This is a genomic window from Pseudomonas sp. LS1212 (assembly GCF_024741815.1).
Lineage (GTDB): Bacteria > Pseudomonadota > Gammaproteobacteria > Pseudomonadales > Pseudomonadaceae > Aquipseudomonas.
In genome coordinates, this window is record NZ_CP102951.1 from 1,943,982 (window position 1) to 1,964,621 (window position 20,640).

A 20,640-nucleotide genomic window follows, 5' to 3' on the forward strand; every position below is an offset into this window, starting at 1 on the left:
TTCAAAAGCTTAAGGTATATTCTTAAGCGTTCCCGCAAGTACGGGGACAGGTTTCACGCCTAGTCGGGGCGTAGCGCAGTCCGGTAGCGCACTAGCATGGGGTGCTAGGGGTCGAGTGTTCGAATCACTCCGTCCCGACCATATTTTTCAATGACTTAGCCCAATCTTCTCAGGTTGGGCTTTTTCATGCGCGTGAATTTTGCGTGACTTCTCGATTTTTCATGCCTGCTTCCTCTTCAAAATTGTCAGCACCGGTCCACGCGAGTCGGTTGCTGATACCATGTTTGCAGCTTCAATCAGATGCCCGAGCTCGGCGCCCGAGTAGTGACTGGTGATGCTGCCGTTCTTGTGCCCCAAAAGGGCCTTGCGATCTTCTTCGGTGACACCTGCGGCGCGGAGACGCCGACCAAATGTATGCTTGAGGTCGTTAATCCTGATCGATGCATACCCAGGGTGAGCGGGGCGAAGGTTTTCCTCCTGCCAGAGTTTCGCCGCTCTCACCCGTGCTTTTTTCCAGGCTGAGTCGTTCATGCGGTGCATCGCGGTGCCGTTGTAGGGAAAAACCCATTCCCGGCTGATTCCGCGCTGCTTGTCGATGATCGACTTCGCCACGTTGTTCAGCACAACCAGGCGCTCGTCGCCGTTCTTCACCCCGGACCGCTCATGCCGGCCGCCGAAGTCCGCGGGGATCAGAAATACACTGGTGCCCAGTTCCGGTACCGCGATCTCCCATTACCACTTCAATTTGCAGACCTCGCCTGTGTTCACCTTGAACAAGGCCATTGTCTGCAGGTGCAACTCCCCGAAAAGAATCGACTTGTAGTGGTCAACTAATTCCGGACTCAAGCGCAACCTCAAGAAGTCGATCACGGGTGCTGGGTGCTGGGTGCTGGATTTGCTGAGGTGATGGTTACTTCCATTGCGAATTCTCAAAAAGTATTCACGTTCAATCAATAGGGAGGCGATCGTATTGATGGAGCTTTCGAAAAGTCGTAACAAGTACGTCATCCGACCTAGCCTTTGCGGGGTGCCTGGCACAGGTCGGTTGAAAACGTTAATTTATGCTTGGAAGGCAGGGGTGGTTGTAATGAAGTTATGCAATTCTTCAGAGAAAGAATCAAACTCGGCACCTACTTGAAATATAGGTGATATGTGGTTGTGTCCGGCCAAGAAGTGCATGGGTGGCCAGCAACCATTTCGTTCGAAAAATTGGTCAAGCAATTCTTTGGCTTGTTGCTGGAAGTTAGGAGGATCTAGTTCTGATACGGTAAAAAGTAAAGGAATCTTTGCATCCAAAAGCTTCGGCAGTGGAGATTGACTAGCAAATTGACTAGTGTCCTCACCAAAGTAAGCGGCTTCCCTTTCGCTGTGCGCAAGAGTAGTCAGGTCATAAAGGCCAGACATCATGATGGCCGAGGATACCGGGCCACCTGCGCTGCAGTGTTCCGCAACAAATCCTGCAACGTGAACAGCGCCTGCCGATTGCCCCCAAAGAACAATTCGCGTTGTATCGCCGCCATGTATTGAAGGATTGTCGACAAGCCAGCGGATTGCCATATGGATATCCTCTTTACCTGCCGGATAGCGATAATTGGGGGCCAGTCGATAATTCATGACGACCCCGATAAAACCTTGCCGGGCTGCCCAACGGCCAACGTTGGAATAGAAAGGATCGCTTGGGTGACCCTTGGATCCAGCGACAAAGCCTCCGCCATGCACGAAAATTACGATCGGAGGTTTCTCAGCCAGGTGCCCTGCCGGCTGGAAAAGATCTAACCGATGACGCTCGTGTGTGCCATAGGCTAGATCGCGAGTTTCTAAGCAGGTGGTTGAGTCCTGGCTTGGTGCTCCGGGGAGGTACAGTGCTTTGGTGGCAATGATTTGCTCGAGGCTTAGGGTGCTTCCTAACTGGGCAATTTGCGTGCGAAGAGCATCGGGCATTTTATTATGAGAGGTCATCAAGGTGCTCCAATTGTAATGCAGGGTGAAGGGTATCCCGCGGCGTAGATTGTGTTGTCTGCTGAATCAAGTCCTTGTCTGGGCAACGTTCAATTTCATCTAGATGTCCAAGACCAATACAGCTGTTTTAGATCGCGAGCAGCAAGGAGTGAATTGATCATTACACGCCTGCTCATCTTCTGTGAGAAACATATCCCGATGCTCGGGAGTTCCTTCCAGTACTCTGGTAAGGCAGGTCCCACATACACCTTGCTCACAGGCAATTGGAATGTCGAAGCCGTGTTGATGCAGTACCTGAACGACACTTTGGTTGGAGGTCACCTCTAATAACTGACCGGTGCTCGCGACCTTGATGGTGAAAGCGTCATCCTGTGAGGTATTGACCGGCGAAGCGCTAAAGTATTCTCGGTGAAGGGTATTGGGAGGCCAGCCCAGTGCCTTTGCTGTACCAAGGATGTGCTCCATGAAGCCGGTAGGGCCACACACATAAAGGTGTGTGCCTGGTTCAGGATGGGCGAGTACCGTCTCGGCCTGCAATTGTGTTGCCGGCTCTTCGTCAAAGTGAAAATTTACTCGATCGCGGAATGCCGAGTGCTCCAGACGGTCCAGAAAGGCCGCTCGCTCTTTCGAGCGAAAGCAGTAGTGCAGTTCAAAGTTTGCCTGGGTCTGCTCCAAGCGTTCTGCCATGCACAGAATGGGCGTGATGCCGATGCCACCTGCAAACAATAATGTACGGTTCGCCTGTTGGGTGAGTTCGAAGAGATTGCGAGGTTCGCTGATGTGCAACCGATCGCCACACTGGACCTCTTCATGCATACAGGTCGAACCACCTCGCGAGTCAGGACTCTTAAGCACACCTATTTGGTAGCGATGGCGCTCGTGAGGCGGATTGCAAAGTGAGTACTGGCGGATCATTCCATTTGGAAGATGTACATCAATATGCGCACCGGCGCTGAACACCGGTAGCGGACGACCTTCGAGGCTCGCAAGCTCAAATGTACAAATGTCCTTTGCTTCGTCAGTGCGCGACACTACAACTACTTCAATCATGATTAACCCTCTACATCGGCTGGTATCAGTGGCTGGCAACCAATTGCGCAGTCATGTGCTCGCAGGCGATAAGGCGATCTAGAACGCGTCGCGATTGGACGCCGCCGGCATCAATGTTGAGCTTGAGCAGGTCGCGATGTGGGTTTTCCAGAAGATTGCGTTGCTGGCGCTCGAGCATGTCCAAATCTTCACTGAAGATTTTTCCTTGGCCCTCTCGAATGCTGTCAGTCAGCGATGAGTCCGCAGTGTTGAAGTTACGTGCCATCCCCCAAAAGTACCAGATAGAGGTTTCTGTTTCGGGGGTGATGAAATCCACAACGATACTTGAAACCTTATGTGCCGGGGCAGCGTGGTACCCACCGTGCCCAGCATGCGCGACGCCAACTTCGATTAACACGTGACTGGGAGGGGTGAAGCGACAGATCTGCCAGCGATCTACCGGGACGTCATCGGCTAAATTATTGCCTCGTAACGCCATACGCCAGAAGGGCGGGGCCATGATGTTTTCCATATGGCGCGCGGTCACTACTTCATCACCATCAGTCGTTGTAACGGGTGCTGCCTCGTCGATTTCTTTCTGACCAATACTCGAAGCATGGACATAGGTCTCGTGGGTCAAGTCCATGAGGTTGTCGATCATCAGTCGATAGTCACAGGCGATATGGAACAGTCCTCCCCCGTAAGCCCACTCGTCGCTTACGGCCCACTCTAGATGATGAATCAAAGCAGGGTCTGCTTGATGTTGGTCACCAGGCCATACCCATATGAAGCCATAGCGCTCCACCACGCAGTAGCTTTTATTGCAGGGAAACCCGCGCACCCTCTGCCCGGGCATCGAGACTGTTTTGCCGTCACAACCCATGACCAATCCGTGGTAACCGCACACTAGGTTGCCATCTTCTACATAACCAAGTGAAAGCGGTGCTCCGCGATGGGGGCAAAAGTCTTCAATTGCAACGACCTGCTGATCTTTACCGCGGTAAAATACGATTTTTTCACCACAGATCTGCCTGCCCAACGGCTTTTCGGCAATTTCGTCTGGTGTACAAGCGACATACCAGGCGTTCTTTGGGTACATGCTCACTCTCCTCAGAGGCTTATTTTTGTTGGGGACAGCTGCAGTACTTACGAACTGAACAGACGATGTGGGTCGATGACGAATTTTTTCGGTACGCCGGCGTCGAACTCGCCGTAACCCTGGGGCGCCTCGTCCAAGGTGATGACTTGTACTCCAACCACTTCGGCAATGTTGATGCGGTCCCACATGATTGCCTGCATCAATTGGCGGTTGTACTTCATCACTGGGGTCTGGCCGGTATGGAAGCTATGAGATTTAGCCCAGCCCAGGCCGAAGCGGATACTTAGGCTACCCATTTTAGCGGCGGCATCGATTGCACCCGGGTCTTCAGTGACATAGAGGCCGGGGATGCCGATCTTGCCAGCGACACGGACCACGCCCATGAGTGAGTTCAATACCGTGGCCGGTGCTTCGTGCTGCGCGCCGGCATGACCATGGCCGCGCGCTTCGAAGCCAACGGCATCGACTGCGCAATCGACTTCTGGTTCTCCCAAGAGGGCGGCAATCTGCTCATGCAGTGGGGTGTCCTGCGACAGATCGGCGATTTCAAAACCTTGGGCCTTGGCATGGGCCAGGCGCACTGGGTTGACGTCGCCAACGATGACCACTGCCGCACCCAGCAGGCGCGCAGAGGCTGCTGCCGCCAAGCCAACCGGACCGGCACCGGCAATGTACACCGAGGTTCCGGGACCAACGCCAGCGGTTACGGCACCGTGGTAACCGGTCGGGAGAATGTCGGAGAGGCAGGTCAAGTCACGGATTTTTTCCATGGCCCGGTCGCGGTCTGGCAGTTTTAGCAGGTTGAAGTCGGCGTACGGCACCAGTACGTATTCGGCCTGGCCACCGACCCAATCGCCCATGTCCACATAGCCATAGGCGCCACCGGCACGAGCCGGGTTGACGGTCAGGCAGACGCCCGTGTGTTGTTCCTTGCAGGAGCGGCAGCGACCGCAGGCCACGTTGAACGGCACCGAGACGAGGTCGCCAACCTTGAGGTGCTCTACGTCGCGGCCAGCTTCGATGACCTCACCGGTGATTTCATGCCCCAGCACCAGCCCGACCTGAGCGGTGGTACGGCCGCGCACCATGTGCTGGTCAGAGCCGCAGATGTTAGTGGACACAACCCGCAGGATCACCCCGTGTTCGATACGCTTGCCGCGTGGGTCCTGCATTTTGGGGAAGTCGATCGATTGCACTTCAACTTTGCCATCGCCGAGATAAACTACGCCTCTGTTGGACATATTCCGCCTCTTATTGTTGTTGTCCTGATGATTTTTCAGGTCTATTGGGAAACTGCTTCAGCTCAAACTGACCAATTTGGTAGACAGATAGCCGTCAAGTCCTTCGCTTCCGCCTTCGCTACCAAAGCCGCTGTGCTTGACACCACCGAAAGGTGTTTCGGCGAAATTGATTTGCATGTTGTTGATACCAAGCATTCCGCACTCGACTTCATTGCTCAGTGTGTGCGCTGTCTTGATCGATTCGGTGAATCCGTAGGCTGCGAGCCCAAAGGGCAATCGATTCGCGAGCTCTAGTGCTTCTTCCAAATGGCTGAAAGTGGACGTCAGTGCCAGCGGCCCGAATGGCTCTTCCTGCATGACCCGCGATTCGGCTGGTACGCGAGCCAGCAGGGTAGGGCGAAAGAAATGACCTTCGCGCCCTATGTCCTGTGCTCCGCAATGTAGTTCTGCACCTCTGTCCAAGGCATCCTTGATTAGGCCCTTGAGTGCATGGGGGCGCCGGCTGTTGGCCAATGGCCCCATCTGAGTTCCAGGCTGCAGGCCGTGACCGACTTTCAATGCAGCTGTCCGCTCGACGAAGCGTTGAACGAAAGCGTCATGTACTCGTTCGTGTACATAGAAGCGAGTCGGCGATATGCAGACTTGCCCTGCATTACGAAACTTGTTTTCCACGCAAATCGCAGCTGCCCGGTCCAGATCAGCGTCCTCGAACACCAGGACGGGAGCGTGTCCTCCCAGTTCCAGGGTGCTGCGCTGCAATTGCTGCGCGGCTAGACTGCCCAGTTGGCGGCCCACAGCGGTTGAACCGGTGAAGGAAATTTTTCGGATGACATTGCTGCGCAGAAGATAGTCGGAGATGAAGCTGGGGTCGCCGGTAACAACGCTTAACACGCCTGCGGGCAGGCCTGCATCGGACAGTGCCTGGGCTAGCGCAAGGCACGTTGCAGGGGTTTCCTCAGCAGGTTTAATGATGCACGTGCAGCCGCTGGCCAGGGCTGCAGCAATCTTGCGTGCGGGAATCACGGCTGGAAAATTCCAGGGCGCAAAAGCGGCTACCGGCCCGACAGGTTCACGCAACACCTGGTAGCGGATATCAACAGAGCGTGCAGGGATTATCCGTCCATAGGCGCGCCGGCCTTCTTCGGCAAACCACTCGAAAATATCGGCGGCGGCTGCGATCTCGATGCGTGCTTCGGTCAGAGGTTTGCCCTGTTCAAGCGTCAGGTTTGCTGCCAGGGTGGGTAAGCGTTCTCGGAGAAGCTGCGCGGCTCGTTTTAGCAGGTTGCCGCGTTCCATTGCAGAGGTTTGACGCCAGGACTTGAAAGCAGATTCAGCACCATTCAATGCCTGGTCGAGGTCATCGGCTGTGGCATGGGGTAGATGGCCAATCAACATACCACTTGCAGGATCATGCAATGCTGTTGTGACACGGCCGGCGGCAGCTTGCCAGCGACCGACAAGAAACAGCTGCAAAACGGGATAATCGGTCGCGACCATCATGGCGAGTTCCTTTGGCGGGAGGATGGGAGTGCCTTGCGTATAAGCAAACCTTATGTAAGTTTAATTTCTACGTCAAGCCCTCGCTTGGAGCCCAAAACCACCGGTAGGGCAAACAAAAACATGCTCATGGCTTGACTGCATGTATGGAAGCCTTATATAAGTTATATGTGCTTTCGTCGTAGCTGATCAATTCACATTGACAGCCTCTCGTCAGCCATATAAGTATTGCTTACATTGTGCTCACCTATACTTACAACAGGAGCTCCCTCTCATGAGCGAAACACCTAAAGACCAACCACCGGTGCTGCTGAAAATCGAAGATGGCATTGCTTGGGTGACCCTGAATCGTCCAGAAAAACGCAATGCCATCAACCCTGGCATCGTCTATGCGATGCGCGACATCATGGCGCAGATCGAAACTGATGATCGTTGTAAGGTGATGGTGCTGACCGGCGCAGGCAACGCCTTCTGCGCTGGAATGGATTTGAAGGAGTATTTTCGCGAAACCGATAACGACCCGGTCGAGCGAGCCCGTTTGGTACGCGCCAACGGCGACTGGCAGTGGCGGCACTTGCGGGTTTTCTCCAAGCCCACCATTGCCATGGTCAATGGCTGGTGTTTTGGCGGGGCCTTCACACCCTTGATTTCTTGCGACCTGGCTATCGCTTCGCAAGATGCTGTTTTCGGTCTTTCGGAAATCAACTGGGGCATCATTCCGGCAGGTGTGGTCAGCCGTGCTGTGGCTGCCGTGGTCCGCGAACGAGAGGCGATGTACTACATCATGACAGGCGACAAATTCGACGGCCGCCGCGCTGCGGAAATCGGCCTTGTCAATGAGGCTGTACCGGCTACACAGCTCCGTGAGCGGACGATAGAGCTGGCGCGCAAGTTGATGGACAAGAACCCAACCGTGCTCAAGCAAGCCAAGATCGCCCACCGAATTGCCTCGGAAATGAGTTGGGAGCAAGGGGCCGATTATTTGATGGCCAAAAGTGACCAATCACTGCTGCATGATACCGAGCGTGGTCGCGATACCGGCATGAGCCAGTTTCTGGATGAAAAATCCTTCCGCCCAGGGTTGGGTGCCTACCGCCGCGATACCAGCCTTTAATTTTTTAGGGAGTGACACTGTGGACGTGACTCGCAATTCATTGACGCGGCTGCTGCAACCGCGCTCGCTTGCAGTAGTGGGGGCTTCTCCGGAGCCAGGGTCGGTGGGCAATCTGGTGTTGAACAACCTGTTGCGCTTCAACTACCCCGGTTCGCTGCACCTGGTCAGCCGTAGCCGCGACGAAGTGCTGGGTCGCGCCTGCGTGCGCTCTATTGATGACTTACCCGAAGGCATTGATGCCGCAATCATTGTCGCTCCTCAGGTTGCTATTGCTGATGCATTGGCTGCCTGCGGGCGACGAGGGATAGGTGGTGTCGTAGTTTTCGCGTCCGGCTTTGCCGAGATGGGTGAAGCCGGTCAAGAGGCTCAGCGGCAACTAACCGAATTAGCTGCTGCGCATAACATCGCCCTGCTGGGCCCAAACTGCATGGGGTTCGTCAACTTTCTTGCTGCAACCCCCATGACGTTCGAGCAGGTGCAGCCGCAAGCGCTGCGGCCTGGCCCGCGGCTGGGAGTGATCGCACAAAGTGGTGCTATGAGTGGCAACCTGCGCCAGGCGCTGTTGGCCAAGGGCTTGAACGTAGCCTGCTCATTGTCCACGGGTAACGAAGCCGCTCTGGGGGCGGAGGATCTGCTGGCCCACTTGGTGGATTCAGACGATATCGATGTGTTTGCCTTGTTCGTGGAGATGATTCGCAAGCCTCAGGTTTTTCTGGAGGCCGCCGCCAAGGCACGTTCAGTGGGCAAACCGATTGTCTTGATGCATCCGGGACGCAGCGCCAGGGCGAGAGAGGCCGCGCAATCTCATACCGGCGCACTGGCAGGCGACCACTTGATCATGCGCACGCTGGTCGAGCGAGAGGCTGTGGTGGTGGTTGAAAGCCTCGATGAGTTGTTCGATACCTGCGCGATTCTTGCGCGCTACCCCACGCCGGTCAAGCAGTCGGCGACTGCAGTAGCCTCCAATTCTGGAGCGGTTAAGGGGATAGCCATCGATTTCTGCGAAGACCTGGGCTTGCCATTGGCAGATCTGCAGCCGCGCACCGTAGCGGCCCTGGCGGCGGTACTACCGGACTTTGCGACTGTAGAGAACCCTCTCGATTTGACGTCCAAAGGCATGCAGCAGCCTGAACTGTTTGGCTTGTGTGCTCGGGCATTGCTGGATGACCCCGACGTGGGAAGCCTGCTGATGCCATTGATGGGCGGTGGCCCCACGCAGCAGATGGACAAGGTGCGTTCTTTGCTGCCTGTGATGACCGATTCGCAAAAACCCGTGGCTTTTGCCTTCATGGGGGATGGCTCGGCGTTGGCCGACGAGGTCACAGCATGTATCAGAGACAGTCAGGTACCGTTTTTCCGTTCACCCGATCGTGCATTGCGTGCCTTGGCGAAGGTGCATGAGTACGGTCGCTTGTTCCATGCTGCTCAGGTCCGTAGTGACGTAAGGTCGGTACCTTTGCTCGAGGGCCTGAACAGCGGACCGTTGGCCGAGTACAAGGGTAAGCAGTGGTTGGCTGAGTTGGGGCTTGAAGTGCTAGACGGTCGCCTGGCGCGGAGCGTTGATCAGGCTGTGGCTATTGCCGCTGATATTGGCTACCCGATAGTCCTCAAGGCCCAGGCCGATACGCTGACCCACAAGAGTGACATTGGCGGGGTAGCGATCGGTTTGAAGGATGAGCCGAGCCTGCGCCAGGCCTGGAGCCGGATGATGGATCAGGTAGGCGACGCGATGCCGGGGCTGACGCTGGACGGTTTGTTGGTTGAGCGTATGTCGGCGCCGGGTTTGGAACTGGTGGTCGGCGCGCGTCGCGACCCGCAGTGGGGGCCTGTAATCCTGATTGGGTTGGGCGGTATCCATATCGAGGTGCTTAAGGATGTGCGGTTGATGGCTGCTGATTTGAGTGAGGCACAGATCCTGGAACAGCTTCGTCTGCTCAAAGGTGCCGCACTGCTGGACGGAGTGCGTGGCCAACCGCCTAGGGACATCAATGCCGTGGCCAAAGTAGTGCGTCGAGTGGCGGATTTGATGCTCGGCAATCCGAACTTGCTGGAAATCGATATCAACCCATTGGTGGTCCAGCCGCAAGGTTGCGTGGCACTGGATGCGTTGTTGGTCGTTGCCTGAGAGGGCCGAAGTTTTTTCCGCCTGCTGCATTACAGAAATTGGAGGGATAACAATAATGAACCTCACGTTGAACCAAGAGCACATTTTTGACATCCGTATCGACTTTGACCAGCGGCAGCGCTTCGGTCCAGTCTGTGGCGGTGGGGAAGTCGGCTTTACCTCAGTGGCGGGCGGGGTGGTCGAAGGCCCGCGACTCAATGGCAGAGTGATCCCCCATGGGGGGGCGGATTGGGCAGATATTCGGCCCGATGGCGTGGTAGTGATCAATGCTCATTACCTGCTCGAACTCGATGACGGCACCACGGTGTATGTGCAAAACCGCGGCTTTGTGGTGCCAGCCCAGCGCCCTGTCGATGCCTCACCGGATCAGTTGATTCAGCCGGCCTACTTTCGTTTGGCGCCAACTTTCAAGGTCCCGGTGGGGCCTCATGACTGGCTGAGCCGCACGGTGATCGTTGGTTGCGGCGAGCGACACCTGAACCCGGATTACACGTTGTTTCGCTATTACGCCATGGGCTGAGGCTAACGGATGAACACTTTCGATTTCATCATCGTTGGCGCCGGTTCGGCCGGGTGTGTGCTGGCCAATCGGTTGAGCGCCGACCCTTCTCACCGCGTGCTCCTACTAGAAGCTGGACGTACGGACAACATGCCCTACATGAGTATGCCGTTGGCGTTCCGCAACATGTTCACCAACCCGGCTATTGACTGGGGCTATGTGAGCGAACCGGAGCCTTATGCCGACAATCGCCGCCTTCCGGTTTTTCGCGGCAAGGTCCTGGGTGGATGCTCATCGGTGAACGGAATGCTCTATGCCCGCGGCCATTCCCGCGACTATGACGAGTGGCGGGACATGGGGTTGAAAGGATGGGGCTATGAGGATGTGCTGCCGTACTTTCGTCGCAGTGAGTGTAACTGGCGTGGCACGTCACGTTTCCACGGAGGCGAGGGGCTCATGGGTGTTTCTCGACACCAAGGTGATGCGCACCTTTACGATGACCTGGCACGGACCGCGCAGCGATTGGGACATCGCTCGGTCGATAACTTCCACGGTGAGGATCAGGAAGGCTTCGGCGCGCCTGACTTCACCGTTGCCAAGGGGCGTCGGGCAAGCACTTCGCAGGCATTTCTGCACCCAGTACGTGCTCGGCACAACTTGGTAGTGCGAACGGGCTGTATGACCACTCGCGTGTTGTTCAAGGGCCATCGGGCCATCGGGGTGGAGTACATCGAGCATGGCCAGCGCCATCAGGTGTTCACCGATCGCGAGGTCATCCTCAGTGGTGGTGCGTTCAACTCACCACAGTTGTTGATGCTCTCGGGTATTGGCCCGGCCCTGTCACTTCGCAAGCACGGCATCGACGTGCACCTGGACCTGCCCGGTGTCGGGCAGAGTCTTCAGGATCACCATTCCATCCGGGTAGAGTTCGCCGCCAACGGTCCGATTGCCTTCGACTCGCAATTGCGCTACGACCGTTTGGCCCGTTCGGTGATTCAGTGGAAGTTGTTCGGCACCGGGCCTGCGGCTGGGCTACCGGTCAGCGGCATGCTGTTCTATCACAGTGAAGTGGGGCTGGACCGCCCCGATGGCCAGACGCTGATCAGTCCCGTGGCAGGTCATGCCAAGGTCTGGTACCCACTGGTAGGTAAGGGTGTTGGTCATCAGCTTTCCACCGCCAATGTGTGCTTGCGACCCGACAGCAAGGGTCATGTTCAGCTACGTTCGGCAGATCCCCTCGCCAAGCCAGCGATCCAGTTCAACCTGCTGCAGGCCGAAAGTGATCGGTTGTTCTTTCGTCGTGCCGTGCGCGGCATGCGTGAGTTCTTTGCAACGCAGCCGGCTGCACGATTGGTCAGCCATGAGCTAGTGCCGGGTACCACTGTCCAGAGTGATAGTGAGATCGATCAGTTTGTACGCAGCATGATTGGCACTGCGTTTCATCCTGCCGGTACCTGCGCCATGGGCTTGGGTGCCGACGCGGTAGTGGATGCCGGACTGAGTGTGCATGGCATCGAAGGGTTGCGGGTGGCCGACGCGTCGGTAATGCCACGCATTGTGGGCGGCAATACCAATGCGCCAGTGATCATGATCGCGGAAAAGGCTGCCGACCTGATCTTGTGCAAACCAGTAAGTAGCGTATCGAAGCCTGAATTAATTACCTCACCAATGGGAATGAACCAATGAAGTATTTGAAAGAGTGCTGGTACATGGTCGGATGGGCAGACGATTTTGCTCCGGAGACGCTCGTGCCGTTCACCTTGTTGGGTGAGGCCGTGATTATCTTCCGCAAAAGCGATGGCTCGTTCGGTGCCCTTGAGGATCGTTGCTGTCACCGCCTGGCGCCCTTGTCCTGCGGCCGCCTCGAAGGTGATGACGTGCGTTGCATGTATCACGGTCTGAAGTTCAATGCCCAGGGCGCCTGCATCGAGATCCCCGGGCAGGATCGCATTTCGCCAAAAGTACGGGTGCGCAGTTACCTCGCGTTGGAACGCCACAGTGCGGTCTGGCTGTGGATGGGTGAGGGTGAGGCGGACGAACAGCTGATCCCTGAATTCATCGGGATCAACCATCCCGACTGGGCGATGCTGCCCGGGCAGATGGATTACCAGGCCCATTACCGGCTAATCAACAACAACCTGCTGGACCTTTCCCATTTGACCTACGTGCACAATGCGGCGGATTCGTTTGCAGCCGAAGATCAATGGGCTTTGTCAAAAATGCAGGTGCAGCAGATACCGCGCGGTGTCCGTGTCGGGCGCTGGATCGAATCTGCCCGCCGACCCGGTATCCTCGGGCAGTCGGACGAAATAACCGATCACTGGAGCACGTTTGACTTCCTCGTGCCTGGCGTTTTCCTCCTGTACATCTACGTATTCGAGGCGGGGACGGCGGCACGCTGCAATCGCCAGGAGCCGCCGGCAGACCTGCCGCCGCTGCGTAAGACCTTCACCTGCCAGGCAGTCACACCCCTCACCGAGAAGACCACGAGCTACTTCTTTGCCGTCGGCCCGAACGCTGAGAACGCCGATAAAAAACATCTGTTTCTCCAAATGACCAAAAATGCTTTTGCCGAGGACCAGCAGATCATCGAGGCGCAGCAAAAGTGCATTGATCGTTCGCCGGGGGTTGCCGTGATACCGCTGGCGATGGACCAGGCCGTCATGGCCTTCAATCGCATGTTTGATGAGCTGATCGCCGCGCAGGCAGGTCAGGGCAGTCATCTCAACTTTAAGGAGGTCGTGACCGATGCAGTGCATCAATAAGTGGATACCCAGCTTTGATGGCTGCTTGATTCATTGCCAAGTGGAGGGCAACTTCGACGCGCCAGCAGTGCTGCTAAGCCACCCTCTAGGCTGTGATCTGAGCTTCTGGGATGAACTTGCGGCAGCACTTGCGGAGCATTTCAAAGTCATTCGCTATGACAGTCGCGGTCATGGTCGCTCCGACAGTCCCGAAACCGAATTCGGCGTCGACACATTAGGCCGTGATGCTCTGGCAGTGCTCGCTGCACTCGAGGTGAATCGTACTCATTTTGTCGGGCTATCCCAGGGCGGGATGTGCGGGTTATGGCTGGCGGCTGAAATGCCCGGGCTGATTGAGCGGCTGGTGGTTGCCAACAGCGCAGCATTTATTCCCAGAAAGGAGGGGTTTGCGGCACTGGCTGAAAAGGCTCGGGAAGAGGGGCTGGCCGAGATTGCACGGACAATGATCCATGGCTGGCTCAGTGATGATTTCAAGGCCCGCGAACCGCATTTGACCAACAACCTGGTGGCGCGGATGGCCTCGATGTCCGTGCAGGGGTTCATCGCCAATCTTGCCGTTTTGAGGGATGTCGATCTGCGCCAGTCACTCGGTGCAATTGAGCTCCCGGTGCTGGTGATCTGCGGAGCAGATGAGCCGCCACCACTGCAGATGGCCGCGCAGGGAATCGCGTCGGCCGTGAGCGGTTCTACGTTAATCACGTTACAAGGCGTGGCTCATCTCAGCAGCCTTGAAAATCCGACCCTGTTCAATGAGCGGGTACTGCACTTCCTGTCGGAGCCGGACAGGAGCTGACGAATTCATCATTTACTCATGAGAGGCCTGCCGTGAACTACCCCGAGATCAAGATGTACATCGATGGCCAATGGATTGCTGCCGACGGCCGCGATACCCAGCCGGTCATCAACCCCGCCACTGGCGCAATCATCGGCCAGGTGCCATTGGCTACAGCTGACGACCTTGACCGTGCGCTAGAGTCTGCACAGCGTGGATTTGCGCTGTGGCGGGCCACGCCAGCGCTGGAGCGGGCGCGAGTGCTACGCCGCGCTGCGGACTGGTTGCTGGCGCGGCGCGATGAGATCGCCGCCATTGCTACTTTCGAGCAGGGCAAGCCCTTGGGAGAAACCCGCATTGAGCTGCAAGCCGCCGCCGAATGCCTGGAGTGGTATGGCGAAGAGGGGCGACGTGCGTATGGACGGGTGATTCCGCGTCAACCCGGTTCGCGCACAATGGTCGTCAAGGAACCCGTGGGCCCCGTGGCAGCGTTCGCGCCCTGGAATTTTCCGTTGGGCAACCCGGCGCGCAAGCTGGGCGCGCCGATCGGTGCCGGTTGTTCGGTCATTCTCAAACCGCCAGAAGAAGCACCGGCCTCGGCGATGCTGATCGCTCAAGCCTTGATCGAGTCTGGATTGCCGGCAGGCGTCATGAACATTGTCTACGGGGTACCGGACCAGGTCTCGCGGCACCTGCTGGCATCTCCCATCATCCGCAAGCTGTCGTTCACCGGCTCGACTGCGGTCGGCAGGCACCTGATGAAACTGGCGGCCGACGGTGGCCAGCGTACGACCATGGAACTGGGAGGGCACGCCCCCGTTCTGGTGTTCGATGACGCCGATCTGGATCAGGCGCTGAACCTGATGGTGGGCAGCAAGTATCGCAATGCCGGTCAGGTGTGCATCTCGCCGACCCGATTTTATGTCCAGGAAAACGTCTACTCGCGCTTTCTTGAAGAGTTTACCTTGCGTGCCCGCGCCGTGACGGTCGGTAACGGCCTGCAAGCAAGTACACGCATGGGGCCGCTGGCCCACGAGCGGCGTGTCGAAGCGATACAGGCACTGGTTGAGGACGCCCGTCGCCAAGGCGGGCAGATTCACACTGGCGGTCATCCTATCGCGCTCGATGGAGGGTACTTCTTCGAGCCCACGGTGATTAGCCAATTGCCCCTTAGTGCACGGGTCATGAATGAGGAACCCTTCGGTCCGCTGGCACTGATACAGCCGTTCAGGACTTTTGATGAGGTCATCGAACAGGCCAACAGACTGCCTTTTGGCCTGGCCGCCTATGCCTTTACCCAATCGGCGAAAACCGCACTTCTCGTGGGCGATGCGTTGGAGGCAGGGATGGTCGGCATCAACACGACGGCTGTAGGCTCGGCCGATGCCCCGTTCTGCGGGATCAAGGATAGCGGCCATGGTGCTGAAAACGCCATCGAAGGACTTGAAGCCTGCCTGACCATTAAGCAGATCAGCCAAGGCTGAACCCGGGAGGGATCATGCATCATTGCCAATTGTTGATAGATAATAATCCGACTGCAGCCAGTCAGCAGCGAACATTCGAGCGCCTGAACCCACTGACCGCCGAGGTGGCCACCTGCGCCGCCGCCGCAAGCCCTGACGATGCGCGGCGCGCGGTCGACGCCGCCGCACAGGCGTTTCTCGGCTGGAGCGAGACAGGGCCGAATGCCCGGCGCACATTGCTGCTTCGGGCAGCGGATTGCCTGCAAGCCAAGGAGCCGCAATTTGTAACGGCCATGGCTGCTGAAATCGGCGCCACTGCTGGTTGGGCCCGTTTCAACGTAATGCTGGCGGCCAATATGTTGCGTGAAGCGGCTGCCATCACCACTCAGATTACCGGTCAGGTCATTCCGTCGGACAAACCCGGTTGCCTGGCCATGGGTATTCGCCAGGCCGCTGGCGTGGTGTTCGGCATAGCACCCTGGAATGCACCGGTGATTCTGGGGGTGCGTGCACTGGCCTGGCCGTTGGCATGCGGCAACACGGTCGTACTCAAAGCGTCGGAAATCTGTCCCTATACCCACTACCTGATCGGAGAAGCCCTCTGTGAAGCAGGCTTTCCCAGCGGGGTGGTGAACGTTATCAGTCATAGCGCGCAGGAGGCTGCGGCGGTGGTCGAGGCGGTGATCGAGCATCCCGCGGTGCGGCGCATCAACTTCACCGGGTCTACCCGAGTGGGCCGACTGATAGCGGAATCGGCTGCGCGCCAGCTAAAACCAGTGCTACTCGAACTAGGCGGAAAGGCACCGTTGCTGGTCCTCGACGATGCGGATCTGGACGAGGCCGTGAAGGCGGCAGCATTCGGCGCGTTCATGAATCAAGGGCAAATCTGTATGTCCACCGAGCGGCTAGTCGTGGATGAGCAGGTTGCCGACGCGTTCGTCGACAAGCTGGCCAGCAAGGCCGCGACCCTCACAGCGGGTGACCCGCGCGAGGGCCGCAGCCCTCTTGGCTCAGTGGTAGACAAGCGCTCGGCCCTAGCCCTGCAGGTGCTTGTCAATGATGCCTTGGCCAAAGGGGCCACTTTGGTCTGCGGTGCTGCCAAGGGGGAGTTGCTGATGGATGCCACAGTGCTCGACCACGTCACCCCCGACATGCGCATTTACCATGAAGAAAGTTTCGGTCCGGTGGTCTGCGTGGTGCGGGTCAAAGACGAGACCCAGGCCATCGCTGTAGCCAATGACAGCGAGTACGGGCTATCGGCAGCAATTTTCAGTCGCGACATCGCCCGCGCCTTGCGGGTTGCCAAACGGATCGATTCCGGCATCTGCCACATCAACGGTGCCACGGTGCACGATGAAGCACAGATGCCCTTTGGCGGCGTGAAGGCCAGTGGTTATGGACGGTTTGGCGGCACGGCCGGGATTGATGAGTTCACGGACTTGCGCTGGATTACCGTGGAAACCCAGGTTGGGCATTTTCCTCTTTGAAGCACATGAGTTGAACCTGATATGCACACAACAACAAAAGCGGGTTACGACTACATCATTGTCGGCGCAGGTTCGGCAGGCTGCGTGCTTGCCGAGCGCTTGAGCGCAGACGGACGGTATTCGGTGCTGGTGCTGGAAGCAGGGGGGAGTGATCGCAGGTTTTTATTGACCATGCCCATGGGCTTTCTCAAGGCTCTGCGTCGGCCTGAATTTATCTGGGACTACAAGTCCGAGGCCGAGCCCACCCTCAATGGTCGATCAATCCTGATACCCCGGGGCAAGGCCTTGGGCGGTTCGTCGTCGATCAATGGCATGCTCTACATGCGTGGCCATCCACGTGACTACGATCAATGGCGCGACATGGGCTGCGAAGGGTGGGGCTATGCCGATGTGCTGCCCTATTTCAAACGTGCCGAATGCAGCTGGCGCGGCAGTGACGCCCTGCATGGCGGTACAGGCCCTTTGAGCATTACGCCGATCGAAACCCGGGGGCGCCTGCACGAGCCGTTGATGCGAACTGCCGAAGCGGTGGGGTACCAGACCAGCGATGATCTGGATGCGCAGCCGGAAGGGTTTGCCCGGGGTGAAGTGACCATCGATGCGCGCGGGCGCCGCGCCAGTACGGCGCGTGCCTACCTGCACGGTGCGCTCAAGCGCCCGAACCTGACGGTCATCACCCAGGCGCTGACCCAGCGGGTACTGCTGGACAATGGCTGTGCCGTAGGCGTCGAGTACCTCAAGGACGGCCAGCTGCAACGGGCCATGGCCCAGCGTGAAGTGATCCTCAGTAGTGGTACCTACAACTCAGCGCAACTGTTGATGCTGTCAGGCATCGGCCCCCGTGACGAATTGCAGCGTCATGGCATCGAGGTACTCAAGGAACTCCCCGGGGTAGGCCGCAACCTGTCGGAGCACCCACGGGTCAACATCGACTTTGAAGCCAGCCGGCCGGTGACCTTCATCAACGAGCTGCGCCTGGACAAGGCTTTGTGGTCGGTGGTGCGGTGGAAATTGTTCGGTACGGGGGCATTCGCCAGCCAGATCAATAGCTGCAACATCGTGCTGCGTACCCGGGATGACTTGGAGCAGCCCGATATCCAGTTGTTGTGCAACCCGGTTCGCCTCGATGCCGGGCTCTGGTTTCCCGGTGTGGTCAAACCCAAGTCTCATCGCCTGTCCGTGTCGATCTGCCTGCTGCATCCGCAAAGCCGTGGCTGGATGACCCTGCGTTCGCGTAACCCGGCCGACCCACCGAAAGTGCAGTTGAACATTTTCGATAATGAAGAAGATTTTGCCACGCTGAGGCGAGGCATCGAAGCGGTACGCAGGATTTATGCTACCCGGCCCCAGGCCGACTGGGTCGGCGCCGAAGTCTTGCCGGGCATCGAGATCCATAGCGACGCCCAACTGGACGCCTTTATCCGCGAAACGGCTGGGGTTACTCAGCACCCTGTAGGCACCTGCAGCATGGGCCATGGTCCGCTGGCAGTAGTGGACCCGCAACTTCGGGTGCACGGGGTAGGTCGGCTGCGCGTGATCGATGCCTCGATCATGCCTACGGTTCCCGGCGCCAATACCAATGCTGCGGCGATCATGATCGGCGAAAAAGGTGCCGATCTGGTGTTGGGACGCTCAAATTCCACTTCAAGTGCTACACGACAGAACGCAGCCTCTACCCCTCAAGCCATTGATAATCAGGAGTTGTCATCATGACCGTACAAGAGCGCATTCAAACGCTGCAGTCGGGCTTTCTCGCCCAGCCACAGCAACTGTATATCGATGGTCACTGGCAGGCAGCCCAGTCTGGTGAGACCTTTGAGGTCTTCAACCCGGCGACAGGGAAAGTATTTGCTCACGCTGCTGCAGGCGCAAGCGCGGATGTCGACCTGGCGGTACGTGCGGCACGCCGAGCGTTCGACAGTGGCCCATGGTCAAAGATGAACGGTGCCCAACGCACCCATCTGCTGTGGAAGCTTGCGGAGCTGATTAGTACCCATGCCGACGAGCTAGCGTTGCTCGAATCGCTGGACAACGGCAAGCCACTGGCCGCTGCACGGATGATCGACATGAACGGTGCTCCGGAAATCCTGCGATACAACGCGGGCTGGGCAACCAAACTGACGGGCGAGACCATTCCCGTGTCAGTGCCTGGTGAGCACCATGCCTATACGGTGCGCGAACCCGTCGGGGTAGTAGGCCAGATCGTTCCCTGGAACTTCCCGATGTTGATGGCGGTGGGCAAGCTGGCCCCCGCTTTGGCTGCTGGTTGCACCATTGTATTGAAACCTGCCGAGCAAACGCCCCTGACCACCGTGCGCCTGACGCAATTGATCGAGCAAGCGGGCTTTCCGCCAGGGGTGTTCAATCTGGTCACCGGGCTTGGGGAGTCGGCGGGCAAGGCGCTGGTCGAGCATCCGATGGTGGACAAAATCTCGTTTACCGGTTCAACCTCGGTCGGCAAGGCGATCATGGCTGCGGCGGCGCGTACACTCAAGCGTGTCACTTTGGAGCTGGGCGGCAAGTCGCCCACTTTCATCTTCGCCGACGCAGATCTTGAGCGTGCTATTCCGGCCGCAGTACAAGGGATTTTCAGCAACTCTGGGCAGGTGTGCGTGGCCGGCTCTCGTTTGTATGTACACCGCAAGGTCTATGACCAGGTGCTGGAAGGTATTTCTGCCCGGGCCCAGCAACTGCGTGTAGGCGCGGGTACGGATGAAGGTACTGAAATTGGTCCGCTGGTTTCCCTCGAGCAGAAGCAGCGTGTCAGCGGTTTCATCGAAGCTGGTCGCAGGGAGGGTGCGCAAGTGGTGGTGGGCGGGCAGTCGCCTGACCGTGAAGGCTATTTCGTCAACCCGACCGTGCTGGCTCATACCACACCGCAGATGAGCGTGTTCCGCGAGGAGATCTTCGGGCCGGTACTCAGCGCCATGATCTTCGATGACGAAGACCTGGATACCTTGGCCGAGCGCGGTAATGACAGCCCTTACGGACTGGCTGCCTCGGTCTGGACCCGTGACATCAGCACCGCACACCGCCTGGCTCGCAAGCTGAAGGCCGGAGCGATTAAGGTCAACACCCCGTTTGGCATGGACTTCGCCTTACCCTTCGGCGGCTTCAAGGAATCGGGTGTCGGACGAGAAAATGGGCAGGAAGGGGTTCTTGCCTACACCGAAACCAAGTCTGTAATCGTCGGGCTGTGAACCCGGGCCATGATGGGGGTGTGGCTAGTGGTGAACGCTAGCCCAACCCACCACGGCGTGTGTGCTTGATCGTCGTACACAAAGGGGGGCGTGACACCGCTCTCCTTCCCTCCCTGCGAGCCAATAGGGCTTCGCTTGAATCACTTGCATCCACTGCACTGGGGCGCCAGTGCGATTAGGGAAATCTGCTACTAGGAGGGGATTAAGCCGCCATCCTCCGGCACGCCAGTGCAAGTGCGTTTCGCTAGACATATCGAGACTATCATGTTGAATCTGACGATTAGAGCCCGCCTGGCGGGCGTGGCTCTGCTTTCCCTTGGCGCTTTGATTGCGGTGGGGCTCTCCGGGGTTCTTGCTGCCGGACGTCTTGGCACAGTGCTGGATGCAATC

General features: G+C 57.7%; 15 protein-coding genes, 1 tRNA gene and 1 pseudogene. 11 read left to right on the forward strand and 6 right to left on the reverse strand.

Features of this window, described 5'->3' with window-relative positions; translation table 11 throughout:
• Positions 1 to 64 precede the first annotated feature (64 nt).
• Positions 65 to 141, forward strand: a tRNA-Pro gene (locus NVV94_RS09205).
• A 78-nt stretch (positions 142 to 219) separates the two neighbouring features.
• Here the strand turns inward: NVV94_RS09205 and NVV94_RS09210 are convergent.
• From NVV94_RS09210 to NVV94_RS09235, 6 genes and pseudogenes are all read right to left on the reverse strand, one after another.
• Positions 220 to 819: pseudogene (locus NVV94_RS09210) on the reverse strand (tyrosine-type recombinase/integrase); the annotation flags it as partial.
• Positions 820 to 1,059: 240 nt separating this feature from the next.
• On the reverse strand, positions 1,060 to 1,959 hold the full coding sequence (locus NVV94_RS09215; RefSeq protein WP_258446875.1) for an alpha/beta hydrolase: 900 nt from the start codon (positions 1,957 to 1,959) through the stop codon (positions 1,060 to 1,062).
• Between the two features lie 99 nt (positions 1,960 to 2,058).
• Positions 2,059 to 3,009 carry a PDR/VanB family oxidoreductase gene (locus NVV94_RS09220; RefSeq protein WP_258446876.1) on the reverse strand — a complete coding sequence of 317 codons (951 nt, stop codon included), beginning with the start codon at positions 3,007 to 3,009 and terminating at the stop codon, positions 2,059 to 2,061.
• A 25-nt stretch (positions 3,010 to 3,034) separates the two neighbouring features.
• Positions 3,035 to 4,087: an aromatic ring-hydroxylating dioxygenase subunit alpha gene (locus NVV94_RS09225; RefSeq protein WP_258446877.1), complete on the reverse strand. Its 1,053-nt coding sequence runs from the start codon at positions 4,085 to 4,087 to the stop codon at positions 3,035 to 3,037.
• A 47-nt stretch (positions 4,088 to 4,134) separates the two neighbouring features.
• Positions 4,135 to 5,328, reverse strand: a complete 1,194-nt coding sequence (fdhA, locus tag NVV94_RS09230; protein ID WP_258446878.1) for a formaldehyde dehydrogenase, glutathione-independent — start codon at positions 5,326 to 5,328, stop codon at positions 4,135 to 4,137.
• 57 nt (positions 5,329 to 5,385) lie between these two features.
• Positions 5,386 to 6,828 carry an NAD-dependent succinate-semialdehyde dehydrogenase gene (locus NVV94_RS09235; protein WP_258446879.1) on the reverse strand — a complete coding sequence of 481 codons (1,443 nt, stop codon included), beginning with the start codon at positions 6,826 to 6,828 and terminating at the stop codon, positions 5,386 to 5,388.
• 271 nt (positions 6,829 to 7,099) lie between these two features.
• On the opposite strand from NVV94_RS09235, the gene NVV94_RS09240 reads away from it, so the two are divergent.
• The 10 genes from NVV94_RS09240 to NVV94_RS09285 are packed head-to-tail and all read left to right on the forward strand — an operon-like array spanning position 7,100 to position 20,250.
• Positions 7,100 to 7,939, forward strand: a complete 840-nt coding sequence (locus NVV94_RS09240; RefSeq protein ID WP_408733488.1) for a p-hydroxycinnamoyl CoA hydratase/lyase — start codon at positions 7,100 to 7,102, stop codon at positions 7,937 to 7,939.
• Between the two features lie 19 nt (positions 7,940 to 7,958).
• The gene (locus NVV94_RS09245; RefSeq protein WP_258446881.1) at positions 7,959 to 10,064 is read left to right on the forward strand and encodes an acetate--CoA ligase family protein; all 2,106 of its coding nucleotides are present in this window, start codon (positions 7,959 to 7,961) and stop codon (positions 10,062 to 10,064) included.
• 55 nt (positions 10,065 to 10,119) lie between these two features.
• Positions 10,120 to 10,584 (forward strand): DUF3237 family protein, encoded by a 465-nt coding sequence (locus tag NVV94_RS09250; RefSeq protein WP_258446882.1) that lies wholly within the window; start codon positions 10,120 to 10,122, stop codon positions 10,582 to 10,584.
• A 9-nt stretch (positions 10,585 to 10,593) separates the two neighbouring features.
• Positions 10,594 to 12,249: a GMC family oxidoreductase gene (locus tag NVV94_RS09255; protein ID WP_258446883.1), complete on the forward strand. Its 1,656-nt coding sequence runs from the start codon at positions 10,594 to 10,596 to the stop codon at positions 12,247 to 12,249.
• Entirely contained in the window at positions 12,246 to 13,328 is a 1,083-nt protein-coding gene (locus NVV94_RS09260) for an aromatic ring-hydroxylating dioxygenase subunit alpha (protein ID WP_258446884.1), read from the forward strand. Before NVV94_RS09255 ends, NVV94_RS09260 begins: the two co-directional genes overlap by 4 nt.
• Positions 13,312 to 14,121, forward strand: coding sequence for an alpha/beta fold hydrolase (locus NVV94_RS09265; RefSeq protein WP_258446885.1), 810 nt, complete (start codon positions 13,312 to 13,314; stop codon positions 14,119 to 14,121). Before NVV94_RS09260 ends, NVV94_RS09265 begins: the two co-directional genes overlap by 17 nt.
• Positions 14,122 to 14,174: 53 nt before the next feature.
• The gene (locus NVV94_RS09270) at positions 14,175 to 15,584 is read left to right on the forward strand and encodes an NAD-dependent succinate-semialdehyde dehydrogenase (protein ID WP_258447654.1); all 1,410 of its coding nucleotides are present in this window, start codon (positions 14,175 to 14,177) and stop codon (positions 15,582 to 15,584) included.
• 14 nt (positions 15,585 to 15,598) lie between these two features.
• Positions 15,599 to 17,050 (forward strand): aldehyde dehydrogenase, encoded by a 1,452-nt coding sequence (locus NVV94_RS09275; RefSeq protein WP_258446886.1) that lies wholly within the window; start codon positions 15,599 to 15,601, stop codon positions 17,048 to 17,050.
• 21 nt (positions 17,051 to 17,071) lie between these two features.
• The gene (locus NVV94_RS09280) at positions 17,072 to 18,763 is read left to right on the forward strand and encodes a GMC family oxidoreductase (RefSeq protein WP_258446887.1); all 1,692 of its coding nucleotides are present in this window, start codon (positions 17,072 to 17,074) and stop codon (positions 18,761 to 18,763) included.
• Entirely contained in the window at positions 18,760 to 20,250 is a 1,491-nt protein-coding gene (locus NVV94_RS09285) for an aldehyde dehydrogenase (RefSeq protein ID WP_258446888.1), read from the forward strand. Before NVV94_RS09280 ends, NVV94_RS09285 begins: the two co-directional genes overlap by 4 nt.
• Positions 20,251 to 20,640 lie beyond the last annotated feature (390 nt).

Coding starts and splice junctions, on each gene's coding strand:
- NVV94_RS09240 (WP_408733488.1), top strand. CDS start 7,100: ATGAGCGAAACACCTAAAGACCAACCACCGGTGCTGCTGAAAATCGAA.
- fdhA (WP_258446878.1), bottom strand. CDS start 5,328: ATGTCCAACAGAGGCGTAGTTTATCTCGGCGATGGCAAAGTTGAAGTG.
- NVV94_RS09280 (WP_258446887.1), top strand. CDS start 17,072: ATGCACACAACAACAAAAGCGGGTTACGACTACATCATTGTCGGCGCA.
- NVV94_RS09225 (WP_258446877.1), bottom strand. CDS start 4,087: ATGTACCCAAAGAACGCCTGGTATGTCGCTTGTACACCAGACGAAATT.
- NVV94_RS09235 (WP_258446879.1), bottom strand. CDS start 6,828: ATGATGGTCGCGACCGATTATCCCGTTTTGCAGCTGTTTCTTGTCGGT.
- NVV94_RS09275 (WP_258446886.1), top strand. CDS start 15,599: ATGCATCATTGCCAATTGTTGATAGATAATAATCCGACTGCAGCCAGT.
- NVV94_RS09220 (WP_258446876.1), bottom strand. CDS start 3,009: ATGATTGAAGTAGTTGTAGTGTCGCGCACTGACGAAGCAAAGGACATT.
- NVV94_RS09260 (WP_258446884.1), top strand. CDS start 12,246: ATGAAGTATTTGAAAGAGTGCTGGTACATGGTCGGATGGGCAGACGAT.
- NVV94_RS09215 (WP_258446875.1), bottom strand. CDS start 1,959: ATGACCTCTCATAATAAAATGCCCGATGCTCTTCGCACGCAAATTGCC.
- NVV94_RS09270 (WP_258447654.1), top strand. CDS start 14,175: ATGTACATCGATGGCCAATGGATTGCTGCCGACGGCCGCGATACCCAG.
- NVV94_RS09285 (WP_258446888.1), top strand. CDS start 18,760: ATGACCGTACAAGAGCGCATTCAAACGCTGCAGTCGGGCTTTCTCGCC.
- NVV94_RS09250 (WP_258446882.1), top strand. CDS start 10,120: ATGAACCTCACGTTGAACCAAGAGCACATTTTTGACATCCGTATCGAC.
- NVV94_RS09265 (WP_258446885.1), top strand. CDS start 13,312: ATGCAGTGCATCAATAAGTGGATACCCAGCTTTGATGGCTGCTTGATT.
- NVV94_RS09255 (WP_258446883.1), top strand. CDS start 10,594: ATGAACACTTTCGATTTCATCATCGTTGGCGCCGGTTCGGCCGGGTGT.